We start from the raw sequence: 16537 nt of genomic DNA, 5'->3' as shown, positions 1-16537 counted from the left end.
ATCGACTATCAAGGCATCTGCTCGGTAGCCATCACATTAGAACATAAAAGAGAGGTTGAACCTCTCTAAATTTATTTTTCTTCACTCATTTTTGATTTTACTTCATCATAAGATAGTGCATGGGATTCCTCTTCTACTGTCTCAGGCATTTTCCCTGTTTCGTAAAGAGATTTAATCTGTGTACTATCTAATGTTTCGTATTTCAACAATGCTTCTGCAATCAACTTATGAGTTTCACGATTTGATTGGATGATTTCAGCTGCTTTGTTTCGTGCCTCATTTAATAATGAACGAACTTCCTCGTCAATCTCATAGGCTGTTTGTTCTGAAATTGATTTTTGAGGACTTTGTGCACCAAACATAGCATGATTACCTTCGTATTGAACTGGGCCAAGTTTTTCACTCATACCGTATTCAGTGACCATTGCACGCGCCATCTGTGTAGCTTGTTCAAAGTCATTTGAAGCTCCTGTCGTTTGGACATTAAAGATAATCTCTTCAGCTACACGACCACCCATCAAACCTGCTAATTGTTCTTTCATGTCTTCCTTAGATAGAAGCATTTGATCCTCTTTCGGAAGCGCAATCATGTAACCACCTGCACGTCCACGTGGTACAATGGTAACTTTATGAACAACACGGGCATTTGACAAGACTAAACCAACAATAGTATGTCCAGCCTCATGATAAGCAACCAATTCCCGTTCTCTTTGTGATACTGTTTTATCCTTCTTAGATGGTCCAGCAATCACTCTGTCTTCTGCCTCATCAATATCTGAAGCATCAATGACTGACTTGTTGCGACGGGCTGCAACCAAGGCTGCCTCATTTAGAACATTTTCCAAGTCAGCTCCCACAAAACCTGGAGTTTGTTGGGCAACTAGTTTCAAATCCACATCGTCTGCCAGAGGTTTATTTTTAGCGTGAACTTTCAAGATTGCTTCACGACCTTTAACATCAGGGCGACCAACTAAGACTTTTCTATCAAAACGTCCTGGACGGAGAAGAGCTGGATCTAGAACATCTGAACGGTTCGTCGCAGCGATAACAATAATTCCTTCATTTCCCTCAAAACCATCCATCTCAATCAAGAGTTGGTTCAAGGTTTGTTCACGTTCATCATTACCTCCACCAAGACCGACACCACGTTGGCGACCAACGGCATCAATTTCATCGATAAAGATGATGGCTGGCGCTGCTTTTTTTGCATCCTCAAAAAGTGAACGAACTCGGCTAGCCCCAACTCCGACAAACATTTCTACAAAGTCCGATCCTGAGATGCTAAAGAATGGAACTCCTGCTTCTCCAGCAACCGCCTTAGCAAGTAAGGTCTTACCTGTTCCCGGAGGTCCCTCTAAAAGAACACCTGCAGGAATACGCGCACCAAGTTTGGTAAATCGTTTTGGATCTTTTAGGAATTCAACAACTTCTACTAATTCTTGTTTTTCTTCCTCGGCACCAGCAACATCTGAGAATCGTACCTTGATATCTTCTTTGTTTGCAGCTTTGGCCTTGCTACGTCCAAAACTCATTGGATTTCGGCCACTATTCCCTCCCATATTTCCCATCATAGAGAATAGGAAGAAGAAAAGAATAGCAAATGGCACAACAGAGACAAGGATATTGATCCACATACCGCTTGAACTCTCATGTTTGACTGTTACTTCTGCCTGATGTTCAGAAGCAAGTTTTTGCAATTCTGAAACTGTTGAATCAGACGGAAGAATAGTACTTGAGAATCTTTCTACTGTTGTAGCTGTAGGAGTGAAAAATTGAATTCCTGTTTCTTCTTTACTAGTCTTAGGATTTTTATAAACACCAGACACTTCAATGATGCTGCCATTTGGCTGATAGGTTAATTCTTTTACATTGTCTGCTGTAATTTCTTTTACCAATTCTGTATAGTTAATTTTTTCGCTTCGCCCAGCAGTATTTCCAGAGTAAAAATACTGGAATCCTGTCACTAGGAAGAAGATAATTAACAAGTATAGAAATGGATTTCTAACTAAACCATTATTTTGTTTTTTCATTAAAGATAGATCTTTCTAATTTGAATAAACTTCTTCTTTCAAAACTCCGACATAAGGAAGGTTACGATAATTTTCTTTATAGTCCAAACCATAACCTACTACAAACTCATTTGGAATAGTAAAGCAAGTGTAATCCGCTTCAATTTCAACAACGCGTCCCTCTGGTTTGTCCAACAAAGTCGCGATTTTAACAGAAGCTGCTTCTCTTGCAATAAACATATCTCGCAAATTCTTCAAGGTTTGACCTGTATCGATGATATCCTCTACAAATAAAACATGTCTTCCTTTGATATCTTGCGTCACGTCTTGCTTGATATTGATGACACCACTACTTGCTGTTCCACCATGGTAACTAGATACCATCATGAAATCCATCTCAATATGCGTATCAATATGTTTAACCAATTCAGCCATAAAAGGAATCGATCCTTTCAAAATTCCAATAAGAATTGGATTTTTCCCCTCATAGTCTTTGGTTAATTGTTCACCTAGCTTTTTAGCCGCTTCTGTAATTTCATCATGTGAAACGAGGATTTTTTTAATATCGTGTTCTAACATCTTTTTACCTATCTATTTTTTCTATATAAATTACAGTGTTCATTATATCATTTTTCGTGTTTTTACTCAAATCACTGGTCGCAATTCCTGAAATTGAGACAATTTCTCCAAATTGCTCAATAATAGGGGTTGTTTTTCGTTTTTCAATAGGGATTTTTAAATCTATAAATAAGCGTCTCAGTTTCTTTCGATAACCATTCAGCCTAATAATATCGCCAGGTTTTCGACATCTAATATATACAGATGTTTCCCGTGAAACCGTTACTTTTTGAACAAAATCCCCTTCAATAGGAATGCCAAAGGAAAATAAATAGCCCTTATATCGAACTTGATTTTGATAGTGTAACACAAGTTCATCTTCCTTTTCATCGGCCTGAGGACTGATTTTACAAATTTGAAACCGTTGATACTCTTTTATCAATTCGTAGCCATTTTTAAGAGAATGACGATACTGACTTTTCGTTGCTAAAATCTGTCGAACTTCAGCAAACTGAGCCTTTGTCAGATTTAAGTCTGGAAATTGATTAAGATAGTTTTGGAGCAAGATTCCTTGAGTTTGTTGAGAGTATGAAAATAGCTCATTCAAATCTTCCACATCAATTTGTTTCGAAAGTTCCGTTATTGTTGCTTGGTAATCTGAAATTTCCCTTCCTAAATCTAAAAGGGCGGATTTAAGACGAGGATTTTCTTTTTCAAGCTCTGGTAAATACCTATTCCGAATGCGATTGCGAAAATAGGTATTTTCCTGATTTGTTTGATCTTCAAAATGAACAATTGGTGGAAAATCCTTTTTATGAAAATGCAACAAGGGACGAATGATTTCAATTCCATCAACTACTTGGCTTTCTTTTATTCCTGTTAAATAACGGAGCCGACTTCCTCGAATCAAGCGCATCAAAATCGTTTCAACTTGATCATCTGCATGGTGGGCAGTAACCAAGGCAGTCGCTCCAATCTCTTTCATGATTTTCCTAAAAAAATCATAACGAAACTCTCGAGCACGCGCTTCTGAAAAGTCTCCTAAGAAGCTTGTGATATAAATAGGAAGTTCAGCTGCATCAGCTAACTTCCTTAGTTCATTTTCCTCCCAGTCAGATTCCCTTCTCTGTTTGTGATTGACATGTGCTAAAATCAACTCAATTTCTAACTCATTTTGATAAGTAGACAATAGCTGGAATAAAAACATTGAGTCCAGTCCGCCAGACAAAGCTAATACGACTTTAGAATGTTTTTTGAAATACTCTTTTCGGAGAAAATGATTTAAAAAATCCTGGTCCCTCATTTTAGAACCTCATAGACATCCTTGGCTATCTTAGCAATAGTATCATAATCAGAATTTTTGGTGAAAATGGAAAGAACGAAAGGAGAATCCGTATAAACAATGGCAGTGTCATGTTTAAACTCATCGGCATCTCCAATTTTATGAGCTACCTTAACCGAAACACCTTTTGCGATTCTTTGGTTGTCAAAATCAGTCTTACCTAGAGACTCTAGGACAAAACCATTCTGATTATAAATAGCTTCCATGACTTTTCCAGCCATTTTTGAAGAAGTCAGTTTATCATTCACATCCCAATCTTCGCCCATAATGGTGGACATTTTTTCTTTAAAAGCCCCGTCAGATTGATTGGTCACGTAATAACCTAAAATATTATGAGCAACATTATCAGACTCTTTTGTTACCTTGGTAATTAACTGTTGAAGACTGTATTCTTTGTTATCTTCTTTTTTAGGTAAGCTACCACTACCTTCTGGTTTATAGGACCCAGGGAAACTATTTACTTCTGGGATATACTTGAAGCTACTGTCTAGCGTATATTCCCCTTGATTTATCTTATCTTGAGCGTAATAAAGGTAGGCTAGTTTCAAGATGCTAGCTGCATAAAGTTTGCTGTCTTCATTCACCCCAGCCTCTTTACCTGTACTCAGTTGTTTAACATAAATAGAATAATTTTCATTCTGATAGTTGTTTGATAAAACTTCTTGAACCTTCTGGATGCGATTGTCTTCTTCTGAGGTGAACTCTTTTGATACCCACCCAACTTGATTGATATGAAGAAATTCTTGTCCCTCAGCAAAGAGAGCTCTATCCACCGTTACGCGTTGATAGGGAGAGAGGGTTGAAGAAATTTCTTTCGCATCATAGGGACTGTTATAGATAACAAACCCCTGCTCCAACCATACTTGTCTATTTTGAGTTTGAACTTGACTTTGATCATAGACCAACCGCTTATCTGCAAGGATAAACTGGTGATTATCTAATTTAAAAACAGGAACACCTTGTCTATTCAAACGCCATTCTACTATTTTAAAGGTGGTTCCAGGAGTCAATTTACCAGACTCCTTAACAAGATCCTCATTAGCATAGACGGCTGTTTCTCCATATACCATTGGGGATTCCAGAGTTTCTTTATAGTAGAATCCATAATCAGACTCAGTTAGATAATAAATTTCTTGCGAAGAGTAAGGAAGCTGTTTTTCTGTGCTAACTACTCTTGAGGTTATGATAAAAGCAGGTAGCAATAAAACTACTAAGAACTTACGCATTCTTCTCTTCCCTTTCTTCTTGTAATCGTAATAAATGGTTTTTAGCTGCCAATTCCTCTAATTTTTCATCTGATAAACTTAAAAATTGCTCAACAACTTCCAATAAATTTTCCATGACATTACCTCGGAAGCAAATCAGGAATTGTGTAAATTGCTTCTCGTTTCTTTGAGTAATAGTACTTGGCGCGTGCATATTTTGCTACATAGTCTTCATCTTTCAACTTTGCAGCAAAGGCGGATTCCTTATCCTTTTCATCACTAAGAGTTTGGTACTGCTCTTTCAACTCTGTCAATTGCTGACGGCGTTGTAGTAACTGATCATAGCTTTGAGCCAAGTTATAAGTTGGTAAAATAAACAACAAGATCATCAAAATAAGGACCCAACCCATAAAACGATTTCGTTTTTGTCTCTCCTTCATCAGGTAACGACGACGTTGATGTTCATTTTGAATAAAAGAATTATTCATCTGTACAATATTTTTAGACATTTTCTTCTACCCGTGTTTCACTGAGAATTTCATACATGCCTGCTGCGTCTTCTTTTTTTGTACTATCTTTCATTTCTAGTACTTTAACAAGCAACAACTTATTTCCAAAGCGAATTTCAACTTGGTCATCAACTTTCAAATCCGTTGAACTTTTGGCCAAGATTCCATTCACCTTGATTCTACCTTTATCTGCTACTTCTTTTGCGACTGTGCGGCGCTTAATAATTCGTGATACTTTTAAATACTTGTCTAATCTCATTTTTATTACCTCAAATTATTATTGTACCATTTTTATCCTTTTTATAGAAGAAAAATGTTAAATGGGATTTGCTTCCTTTGATTCTTTTATCTCTAATAAACTTTCTCCAAAAATCAGCAAACCTTCTAAAATTTCATAATCCTTCTTGTTTCGGACATCAAATACAACTTCCATTAATCCCTTATTCTCAGCTATAGCTGCTTTTAAGTTCGTTGCAGATAAGGCTTTAAAATAATCTTGAGCCAAGAATAGTCGTTGAGTGACTTTTTCAAATTGAACTGTAATCTTATTTTCTTTTCTTTCCACACGTTCTACAAATACCTTGTCAAAATATGACTTAACCAAACCAATCTCTAAAAGGTATGCTACTACGTCTGGGTATTCTCCAAAGCGGTCCATCAACTCTTCTTGTAGTTCTTCATAGTTGACACGATTGTCAATTTGACGAATTTTCTTGTAAATTTCAATCTTATGTCGTTGGTCAGAAATATAAGTATCAGGAAGATAAGCATCAATTTGTAAAATCAACTCAGCATTTCCTTTGATTCTTTTATTCCCATTACCGTTCCGTTTAGCAATAGCTTCCTCTAATAACTGTGAATACAATTCAAAACCAACAGAATCAATGAAACCAGACTGCGATTTTCCTAGGAGATTTCCTGCTCCACGAATCGAAAGATCTCGCATCGCAATCTTAAATCCTGAGCCTAATTCTGTAAATCCCTTAATTGCTTCTAATCTCTTTTCAGAGACTTCACTGATTGATTTTTCTGGACGATACATGAGATAGGCATAAGCAATACGATTACTACGACCGACTCTTCCTCTTAATTGATACAAGGTTGACAAACCCATATGGTCTGCATTTTCAATAAATAAGGTATTGGCATTTGGAATATCTACCCCTGTCTCAATAATAGTAGTCGTCACCAAAATATCATACTGACCTTCAATAAAGTCCAGTAGAGTGTTTTCCAACTGAATTTCACTCATTTGTCCATGAACATACCCAATCGAAGCCTCTGGAATCAACTCCTGTAATTCCGAAACCTTCTGGTCAATCGTGTCAACCTTATTGTAAAGATAGTAAATTTGACCTCCACGCTCCATTTCACGCAAGACAGCATCACGAATGACACTATCATTCTTCTCTAATACATAGGTTTGAACAGGATAGCGATTGGTTGGAGGAGTTTCAATAACAGACAAATCTCGGATTCCCAGCATAGACATGTGGAGAGTACGAGGAATTGGCGTTGCTGTCAAGGTTAGAACATCTACTTGTTTTTTCAGTTCTTTCAAAGTTTCCTTATGCTTGACACCAAATCGTTGTTCCTCATCAATAATCATCAATCCCAAATCTGAAAACACAACATCTTTTGACAAAACACGATGCGTTCCAATCAAAATATCGACTTGACCATTCTTTAGTTTTTCAAGTGTTTCTGCCTGCTCTTTTTTACTTCTAAAGCGACTCAACACATCAATATTAACAGCAAAATTTTGGAATCGTTCCTTAAAATTCGTATAGTGCTGTTGCGCTAAAACCGTCGTTGGAACTAGAACGACCACCTGTTTGTGATCATTGACTGCCTTAAAAGCAGCACGCATTGCTACTTCAGTCTTCCCAAAACCAACATCTCCAACCAAAAGTCGATCCATGGGGTGAGAATCCTGCATATCTCTCTTGATTTCCTCAATACTACGAAGTTGATCATCCGTTTCAACATAAGGGAAGGCATCATCAAAAGCATGTTGATCTTCATCATCAGCTGAGAAAGCAAAACCCTTCAACTGACTACGCTCAGAATACAGTTTAATTAAATCGTCAGCTATATCCTCTACCTGGTTCTTAACTTTTTGCTTGGCCTTTTTGAAATGACCGTCATTTAATTTATTGAGTTTAGGAGGTTTCCCATCACTTGAAACATATTTGGACAGTAACTGAACCTGCTCTACTGGGATGGAGATTTGGTCACCATTTTGATACTGTACACTGACATAATCACGGTGAATGCCTTGGATTTCAATTGTTTCGATTCCTAGATATTGACCAATTCCATGGATATGGTGAACAACATAATCCCCTTTTTCAAGTTCATTATAATCTTTTAATCGCTCTGCGTTTGAAGCATGTTGTCTTCGAAAACGATGTTTTAATTTCTTTTGAAAAATCTCATGTTCAGTAATCAAGAGAATTTTTTCATCTACAAAATGAAAACCATGTCTTAGATTACCCTCAATCAAGTTTACAGATTCTTTACAGATACTTGACTTATCTTTGGAATCCAATTTGATCTGATATTCCTCTAAAACATCCTCCAATGTTTTACTTCCCATTGAATTGCTAGACTGCAAAACAATAGTGTAGTCCATTTTTTTGTATCGCTCAATTTCTTCTTTTAAAAATGAAAATTGATTGAAAAACTCTTGCATTGGGTATTGATTAAATTGATAAATGTGATCAAACTTGAGGTTTCCTAAGCCCTTTTGCAGATTAGAGAAAAAGGTAACTGGACTTTGTTTTTTATAGGTTTGCTCTGTATCTGCAAAATACTGCATCTCGGAAAATGATTTACCATTCTGTAAATCTTCTGTAAAGTATTGTGCTAATTCTCTTTCAAAGGCTTCATACTGATTCATCAATTTTTGATAGTCATCAAAGAATACTGGTGTATCTTTTTCAATATAATCAAATACAGTCCATGCTTTATCGTAACATAAGGACAAAAACTTTCGACTATCTGAATGTACTTGTTTTTGATGAAAACTTGACAAAATATCTTCCAAATATGATTTTAAAATTGGTGATAGAGTCTTTGAAATTTGCTTTTCTAAAGCTGACTGTCCTCGTTGATAATCTTTTTCTCTCAAAAGTATGTCGCTAGCTGGAAAGATAGTGAGGTTTGTCTGATTTTCTTTCGATAATTGTGTTTCGACTTCAAAAGTACGAATACCATCTACTTCATCGCCAAAAAACTCGATTCGGAAAGGTTCTAACTGAGACATCTCAAAAATATCTAAAATGTCTCCTCGAATACTAAACTCACCTTGTGTCTGTACTTGAGTAACTTTTCGATATCCAATTTCCTTTAACCGGTGAAGTAGCTCGTGTTGGTCATATTCTTCACCGACTGCAATTTTTATAGTACTTTCTTTAAATCTAGTCGGAGAGGGTAAAATTAACCGACTCGCTGCAATATTACAAACTAAAACCCCTTTCTTAGATGGATCATTCAAAAAACGCAAGGCTTCAACCCGCGAAATGATTTTTTCTTGCGAAGACATCAAAAACTCTACCATAGGAGAATCATCGACCAAAAAAGGATAGACAAGTTCCTCTCCTAAGAGAGAAAGAAGATCACTGATAATTCGTTCTGCTTCTCCATAAGTTGAAGTCAGTAACACAATCTTATTTTCTTTTTCTAGGCTGCTTGCAATTGCAAGAGCCTTGGTAGACGTTGATAAACCAAGTATTAGTTGTCTTTTCTTATCTATCAGATTTTGATGCCATTTTTTTATCTGATCATTTTCTGAGAATAAATCTAATAAAGTCACCATTTAACCATTATACCTCTGCATTGTTTTCTCAAAGTTTTTCTCTTGTAAATAGTAGTTTACAGCATCGTCAACCTTGTCAATAGACTGTAAAATACCCACATAGTCATCCTGTTCAAACTTACTTAAAACATGATTAACAACCGACATGCCTTTTTTAGGTCTTCCAATACCTATTTTAACACGGTTAAATACTTGAGTTCCAATATGTTGAATAATAGACTTGATACCATTATGACCACCCGCTGATCCCTTTGCTCTTAAACGAATTTTCCCGACTTCCATGTCAAGGTCGTCGTAAATAACGAGTAAATCTTCAATATCCAAACCATAGTAAGTCAATAAAGCATGAACCGCTTTTCCACTTTCATTCATAAATGTTGTTGGTTTGACCAGATAAATTTTTTCTCCATTGAAGAAAAAAGAAGCTAGGTCAGCTTGAAATATCTTGTCATGTGTAAAGGTAACATTTTGTTTTTTGGCCAATTGGTCAATCAACATAAATCCAACGTTGTGCTTGGTCTCAAAATATTTATCCCCTGGATTTCCTAATCCAACAAGTAATTTAGTCATTTATTTTTCCTTTCAAAAGCCAAAAGGGTTGGAATTTTTTTCCAACCTAATTGACACTATTTATTAAATGTTATTAAACGTTAAAGCGGAATTCCATGATATCGCCATCTTGAACGATATATTCTTTTCCTTCTTCACGCAAGCGTCCAGCTTCTTTTACAGCCTTTTCAGATCCATATTTCACTAGATCCTCATATGACATTGTTACTGCACGAATAAAGCCTTTTTCAAAGTCTGAGTGGATAATACCAGCTACTTGAGGAGCTTTCATCCCTCGCTTAAAGGTCCAAGCACGGACTTCTTTTTCACCAGCTGTGAAGTAAGTTCCAAGCCCAAGCAAGTGATAGGCTGCACGAGTCAACTTGTCAACACCTGATTCTGTCAAGCCAAGTGCTTCAAGAAACTCTTGCTTATCTTCATCATCTAACTCAGAAATTTCTTCCTCAGCACGCGCAGAAATAACTACTACCTCTGCATTTTCTGTCGCTGCGAATTCACGAATTTGCTTCACATATTCGATAGAATCTGGATCTGAAACTACATCCTCATCCACATTAGCAACATAAAGAACTGGTTTAGTGGTTAAAAGGAAGAGACCTTTGACTACTTTTTGCTCTTCATCTGTGAATTCAATGGTACGTGCTGATTTTCCATCTTCAAGGACTGGTTTAATTTTTTGAAGGACGTTAAACTCTGCCACAGATTCCTTATCTTTTTGCGTACGTGCCATCTTTTCTACACGCGCATAGCGTTTATTAACTGATTCTAAGTCAGCAAGAATCAACTCTAGGTTAATGGTATCAATATCTGCAAGTGGATCCACAAAGGCGTCTTCACGTCCTTGCTCGCGCATAACATTTTCATCATCAAAAGCACGTACAACGTGAACAATCGCATCTACTTCACGGATATTGGCCAAGAATTTATTCCCTAGACCTTCTCCTTTTGAAGCTCCTTTTACAATCCCTGCAATATCTGTAAACTCAAAGGTTGTTGGAACTGTCTTTTTAGGAGTAATCATTTCCGTTAGTTTTTGTAGGCGTTCATCTGGAACTTCCACCATCCCAACGTTTGGATCAATAGTCGCAAATGGGTAGTTTGCCGCCTCTGCTCCTGCTTTTGTAATTGCATTAAAAAGGGTTGATTTCCCAACGTTTGGCAAACCAACGATACCTGCTGTTAAAGCCATAGTTTCTCATTCTCCGTTCTCATTTCAATCCCTAACATTATAACACAAAAAGGGAAAACTTGCTAACCCTCTAACTAAGGGTTCTTAGTCAATAATCTTATTCATTTTTCGTTCAAAATCATAGCGACTCATCATAACAAGGTGGTCACAATTGCTACATTTGATTTTGATATCTGCCCCTATGCGTGTAATTTCCCAACGATTGGCCTTTTTACCTGTTGATTTAATTGTACAAGCATGTGGTTTTTTCATCTCAACAAAATTTCCAACTTGATACATACTACTCTCCTTTTCTTTTTTGATTATATCATAAAAGAGGCGAGCTAGGCTCAACCTCTTTCACTTAATTTGTTCGAACTGGTGTGATAAGCTGCATGAAATCTTCGTCAGTATCTGCTGGCACAAGAGTAAATGGACGAACTGATGAGATAAAGCTAATAGTAACCTTTTCGCTATTTAAAGCCTTGAGGGAATCAATCAAGTAAGTTGGGTTAAAACTAATAGTTAAATCATCCCCGGTCACCTGCTCTGTATCGATTTCTTCGTTTACTTTACCAACTTCTGGAGAGTGAACATGGGCGCTAACAACCCCACCTTTAATTTCAAGCTTCACAGTACCGTTTTGAGTCGCACTTGATAAGAGACGTGCACGCTCCATAGATTGACGCAAATTAACCACATCAAAAGTAATTGTAGTATTAAAGTCTGTTGGAATCAAACGATCTGTATCAGGATAGTTTCCTTCTAGGAGACGAGTGTAGAAGCTAATATTTTCGCTTCTAAAGAGGATTTGATTATTTGCAAAGAAAATCTCTACAGTTTCAATATCATCTGTAAATACCGCTGAAAATTCGCGTAGAGAGCGGCTAGGAATCACCACATCGAAATCATCTCCATTTTTTTCAAGAGTCAATTTCTTCTGGCTAAGGCGGTGTGAGTCTGTTGCAACTGTTTTTAGTTCCTTATGTTGGCTCAATACAAAATGAACACCTGTTAAGATGGGACGACTCTCTTGCGTACTTGCAGCAAAAGCTGTTTCATTGATAATTTTCTTGAGTAGTTTGGTTTCAAGAACCAAAGGTGTGCTTGCTGAAATTTCTTGGATTCGTGGGTACTGTTCGCTATCTTTTCCTTTTAGGGTAATTTCTGATTTACCACTTGTTAAGACAATTTGTTTTTGTTCAATTTCTTTGAAATCAAGCGTTACATCTGGAAGACTAGATACAACATTGATAAAGAAAGAAGCTTCTAGAAGAATCGAACCTAAAGAAGTAATCAAAAGACCAGCATCTTCATTTTTTTGAGAAATGAAATTTTCAATAGAAATTTGACCATTTGATCCAATTAAAGTAATTCCTTCATTGCTAATATCAATTTTGATTGTCGATAAAATCGGAATAGCATTTTTTGAGCTAATTGCTCGTTTTGTGGTATTTAAAGCTTGTAGAAATAAATTTTTATTAATTGAAAAATGAATCATGGATTCTCCTTTATTTATTTTTAGTATTAGAAAGTTAATAGTAATAATAGTATGTGTGAATTTTGTGGAAAACTGGGTGCTATTTAGTAAACTTAAGCTTCTAAGCTTGTTTAAAAAATGTGGATAAAAAAGATAAGAAAGGAAAAGTTATCCACAAGCTACTTAATTTTCTTTTTGATTGCTTCTATTTCTAAACGTAAATTATCGTCTTCGTCAATCAATGATTTGATTTTAGCATGGGCATGAATCACGGTGGTGTGATCCTTTCCACCAAATTCTTTTCCGATTTTTGGAAGACTGTTATCTGTCAGTTCTCTAGCTAGATACATGGCAACTTGACGTGCTAAAACGATGTTTTGAACTCGTCTCGTCCCCTTCATTTCTTTGACACTCACTCCATAAAAATTACCAACTTCAGTTTGGATTTTCTCAATTGGAATAACAAGTATCTGGCGGGCGTCTTGCTTACGTGCTCTAATAGCTTCCGCAGCAATATCAATAGTAATATCCTTAATCTTCTTCACTCTGGCAATTAAAGTGATATCGTTGATTGCTCCTTCCAATTCTCGAACATTTGAATCAAATTGGCCAGCCAAGTATTCTAGAGTATCACTTTGGAAATGGTAATCCAAGTGCTCTGTTTTACTTTGAAGAATGGCGATACGTGTCTCAAAGTCAGGAGGGGTGATATTTTGCGTCAATCCCCAGCTAAAGCGTGTAACAAGTCTTTCCTCAAGGCCTTCTAGGTGTTTAGGACTTCGATCACTGGTTAGGACAATCTGTTTCTGTTTATCATGAAGAGCATTGAAGGTATTGAAAAATTCTTCCTGGGTCGCGACTTTTTTGCCACTGAGAGATTGGATATCATCGATCAATAAGAGATCAAGGCTACGGTAAGTCTTTTTGAACTTTTCCATTTCCCCAAGTCGCAAGTGTTCAAGAAAGTCATTGATAAAGCTTTCGGCAGGAATGTACTTGACACGCGCATCAGGAATATTTTTCAAAATCTCATTTCCAATCGCATTGAGTAAGTGAGTCTTTCCAAGACCAGGTCCTCCATAGATGAAAAGAGGATTATAAGTCAGAGCTAAATCTTCAGATACAGCTAGTGCAGCAGACACCGCCCAAACATTACCATCACCTTGAATAAAGTTATCAAAGGTATATTTTTCTTTTAACCCTGTTTCGGAATAGGGAATCGTTGGTAGTGCAGGTGTGTAATCGTAAGTAGAGACACTATTCGTATCATTTACTTGAGGAGATTCTGTACTCTGAGGTTTAGTGAAAATATAGTGAGGTTTGATTTCAGAATCATAAATTTCAAAACCAGCAGCAATGATAATATCTTTTAATTGCTTTTCCCACACCATTTCCATCTCTGATCTCGGTAGAAATATAGTAGCTGTATTTTCTTCTACTTTGATGAGTTCAGCAGGTGTAGCATAGAAATCATACATAGATCGAGTCAATCTTTCTTGAGCAAATTCTAAAATACGATTCCAAAATTGCTTTTCTTTCAACTAATTTTCCTCCTTTACTATGATTTTAGTAGTTTAGTGCTAGACTTATTTTACCATAGATAATAGGATTTTTCCACAGATTGGGGAAAAGAATCCACAATGTTAGCAGTATTTATCCACAGGTTGGGGATAAATAAGAAAATCCTTGATTTAGTAGGCTTTTTGATAAAAAAATTGGTGGATAAATTTGTGAGTTGAGAAAATAAAAGAACAGCCTTATTTCAGGCTGTTAATAATTCTATCGTATTCTTCTTGACTTGAAAAGGAGATAATAATCTTTCCAGTATCTTTTTTTGAAAGTTTAATTTCTACACTTAAACCGAGTAGTTTTTTTAATTTATCTTCTTCGTCTTTGATGAAAGAATCATTTTTTAGTTGCTTCTTGTGTTTTTTCTCTGTAAGAAGTGATTCTAGCTTTCTCACAGAGATGTCTTCATTTTTAATTAGTTGGAAGAAATAGTCTTGCTGCTCTTTGTCCAAACCAACTAGTGAACGTGCATGCGCTTGAGAAATTTTTCCATTTTCTACTTCAGTTAAGATATATTCTGGTAGGGAAAGCAAACGAATAAAATTAGTGATATAAGGACGAGATTTCCCCATTTTATCTGCTATCTCAGTGTGAGTAAATCCTTTTTCTACTAAAGATTCGTAGGCGCGTGCTTCTTCAACAGGATTTAAATTTTCTCTCTGCAAATTCTCAATGATAGACTGAATCATCATTTCCTGATCTGAGAGGTGCTTTACAACGGCTGGAATAGAAGTAAGACCAGCTAAGAGAGAAGCCCGATATCGTCTCTCTCCTGCAAGGATTTCATAACCAATTACAGGAGATTGACGAACGATGATTGGTTGGATGAGCCCATTTTCTTTGATTGACTGAGCCAATTCCTTTAATTTTTCTACATCAAATTCTTTTCGAGGTTGGTAAGGATTCTTTTGTATTTCAGAGATAGAAATCATTTCAAATTTTTCCATGATTCTACACTAACATATCTTTTACTTTCTGTAAAGTTTTCTTTACACTGATGTCAATTAAGACTCTAAATCACTAGAATTCTTATCTAGTTTAATTGAGGTTGTTTCCTCCTTACCGTTACGGTAGTAGGTTACTTTGATAGTATCTCCGATAGCATGATTGTAAAGAGCATGTTGTAGGTCTGTTGATGAGGCAATCTCTTTGTCATCAACTTTGGTAATGACATCATATTTTTGAAGATGTCCATTTGCTGGCATATTGTTTTGAACAGATCGAACAACTACACCTGAAGTGAGACCACTTGGAATGTTAAGTTTTCTAAGATCACTAGCTCCAACATTTGATAGATTAACCATTTGAATTCCAAGAGCAGGACGAGTTACTTTACCATCACTTTCAAGCTGTTTAATGATATTTTGTGCATCGTTTGAAGGAATTGCAAAACCAAGACCTTCTACAGATGTTCCACCATTACTTGCAATTTTACTTGATGTAATACCAATTACTTGTCCTTGAATGTTTACAAGTGGACCACCAGAGTTACCAGGGTTAATGGCTGTATCTGTTTGAATGGCTTTTGTTGAAATAGCTTGACCATCTTCAGATTTTAGAGAAACATTTCGATTAAGACTTGAAATAATCCCCTGTGTAACTGTATTAGCATATTCTGAACCTAGAGGACTACCGATAGCAATCGCTGTTTCTCCAACACTAAGTTGACTTGAATCTCCAAATTCTGCGACTGTTGTAACTTTTTCGGAAGAAATTTTAACGACAGCAATATCAGAGAAGGTATCAGATCCGACAATTTCACCAGGAACCTTAGTACCATCTGCTAAGCGGATATCAACTTTTGAAGCTCCATTGATAACGTGAGTATTAGTTACAAGATAGGCATCTTTATCATCCTTTTTATAGATAACACCTGATCCCTCACTTGCGATTTGTTGATTGTCTGAATCAGAATTAGTTTCGTCAGCATTAAATACACTACTTTGTCTACTGCTAGAAGAAGAATAAGTAATGATTGAGACAACAGCATCCTTAACTTTATTTACTGCTTGAGTGGTTGAATTTTCATTCTTATAGGATGTTTGAGTGACAGTGCCAGAATTATTATTTGTAGCTTGATTTCCTTGTTTTTGATAAAGTTGTAATGTTACGAAACTTCCTAAGGCACCACTTAAAAATCCGATTAGAATGATTATTAGAACTTTAACTCCTTTTTTGTAAAATTTTTGTAAGTGTTTCATAAACGCCTCCGTTTGTTATTTATTTACACAGATTATAAACCTATTAACTTAATCCAAACTTAAAAGCTTAAAGTTTTACACAAGTTGTGGATAACTCACTTTATTC

At 36.2% G+C, this 16537-nt stretch carries 15 protein-coding genes; all 15 read right to left on the bottom strand.

Annotated elements, in window-relative coordinates:
- Nucleotides 1-71: 71 nt before the first annotated feature.
- Nucleotides 72-2030, bottom strand: a complete 1959-nt coding sequence (ftsH, locus tag HMPREF2766_RS09745; protein WP_042903093.1) for an ATP-dependent zinc metalloprotease FtsH — start codon at nt 2028-2030, stop codon at nt 72-74.
- 15 nt (nt 2031-2045) lie between these two features.
- Nucleotides 2046-2588, bottom strand: coding sequence for a hypoxanthine phosphoribosyltransferase (gene hpt, locus HMPREF2766_RS09740; protein WP_000889408.1), 543 nt, complete (start codon nt 2586-2588; stop codon nt 2046-2048).
- A gap of 4 nt (nt 2589-2592) precedes the next feature.
- The gene (gene tilS / locus HMPREF2766_RS09735) at nt 2593-3870 is read right to left on the bottom strand and encodes a tRNA lysidine(34) synthetase TilS (RefSeq protein WP_042903092.1); all 1278 of its coding nucleotides are present in this window, start codon (nt 3868-3870) and stop codon (nt 2593-2595) included.
- Nucleotides 3867-5135 (bottom strand): serine hydrolase, encoded by a 1269-nt coding sequence (locus HMPREF2766_RS09730; protein ID WP_070569610.1) that lies wholly within the window; start codon nt 5133-5135, stop codon nt 3867-3869. The genes tilS and HMPREF2766_RS09730 overlap by 4 nt, the downstream gene beginning before the upstream one ends.
- Nucleotides 5128-5250 carry an SP_0009 family protein gene (locus HMPREF2766_RS10315; RefSeq protein ID WP_000429343.1) on the bottom strand — a complete coding sequence of 41 codons (123 nt, stop codon included), beginning with the start codon at nt 5248-5250 and terminating at the stop codon, nt 5128-5130. Before HMPREF2766_RS10315 ends, HMPREF2766_RS09730 begins: the two co-directional genes overlap by 8 nt.
- 4 nt (nt 5251-5254) lie before the next feature.
- A complete protein-coding gene (locus HMPREF2766_RS09720; protein WP_000041922.1) occupies nt 5255-5623 on the bottom strand; it encodes a septum formation initiator family protein in 369 nt (122 codons plus the stop codon).
- Nucleotides 5616-5882 (bottom strand): RNA-binding S4 domain-containing protein, encoded by a 267-nt coding sequence (locus tag HMPREF2766_RS09715; protein ID WP_001234975.1) that lies wholly within the window; start codon nt 5880-5882, stop codon nt 5616-5618. The genes HMPREF2766_RS09720 and HMPREF2766_RS09715 overlap by 8 nt, the downstream gene beginning before the upstream one ends.
- 57 nt (nt 5883-5939) lie before the next feature.
- Nucleotides 5940-9443, bottom strand: coding sequence for a transcription-repair coupling factor (gene mfd, locus HMPREF2766_RS09710; protein ID WP_000258068.1), 3504 nt, complete (start codon nt 9441-9443; stop codon nt 5940-5942).
- Nucleotides 9444-10013, bottom strand: a complete 570-nt coding sequence (gene pth / locus HMPREF2766_RS09705; protein WP_000163923.1) for an aminoacyl-tRNA hydrolase — start codon at nt 10011-10013, stop codon at nt 9444-9446.
- Nucleotides 10014-10086: 73 nt separating this feature from the next.
- A complete protein-coding gene (gene ychF, locus HMPREF2766_RS09700; RefSeq protein WP_001218703.1) occupies nt 10087-11202 on the bottom strand; it encodes a redox-regulated ATPase YchF in 1116 nt (371 codons plus the stop codon).
- A gap of 84 nt (nt 11203-11286) precedes the next feature.
- Nucleotides 11287-11481 (bottom strand): DUF951 domain-containing protein, encoded by a 195-nt coding sequence (locus tag HMPREF2766_RS09695; RefSeq protein ID WP_000285180.1) that lies wholly within the window; start codon nt 11479-11481, stop codon nt 11287-11289.
- Nucleotides 11482-11545: 64 nt separating this feature from the next.
- The gene (gene dnaN / locus HMPREF2766_RS09690; RefSeq protein WP_000581139.1) at nt 11546-12682 is read right to left on the bottom strand and encodes a DNA polymerase III subunit beta; all 1137 of its coding nucleotides are present in this window, start codon (nt 12680-12682) and stop codon (nt 11546-11548) included.
- A 158-nt stretch (nt 12683-12840) separates the two neighbouring features.
- Entirely contained in the window at nt 12841-14202 is a 1362-nt protein-coding gene (dnaA, locus tag HMPREF2766_RS09685; RefSeq protein ID WP_000660625.1) for a chromosomal replication initiator protein DnaA, read from the bottom strand.
- 216 nt (nt 14203-14418) lie between these two features.
- Nucleotides 14419-15177, bottom strand: coding sequence for a ParB/RepB/Spo0J family partition protein (locus tag HMPREF2766_RS09680; protein WP_000410363.1), 759 nt, complete (start codon nt 15175-15177; stop codon nt 14419-14421).
- Between the two features lie 57 nt (nt 15178-15234).
- Nucleotides 15235-16431, bottom strand: a complete 1197-nt coding sequence (locus tag HMPREF2766_RS09675) for a serine protease HtrA (protein ID WP_070569607.1) — start codon at nt 16429-16431, stop codon at nt 15235-15237.
- Nucleotides 16432-16537 lie beyond the last annotated feature (106 nt).

Source organism: Streptococcus sp. HMSC076C08 (assembly GCF_001810825.1).
Lineage (GTDB): Bacteria > Bacillota > Bacilli > Lactobacillales > Streptococcaceae > Streptococcus.
Note: the sequence above shows the minus strand (reverse complement) of the source record. Positions and strands in the feature narration are given on the sequence as shown.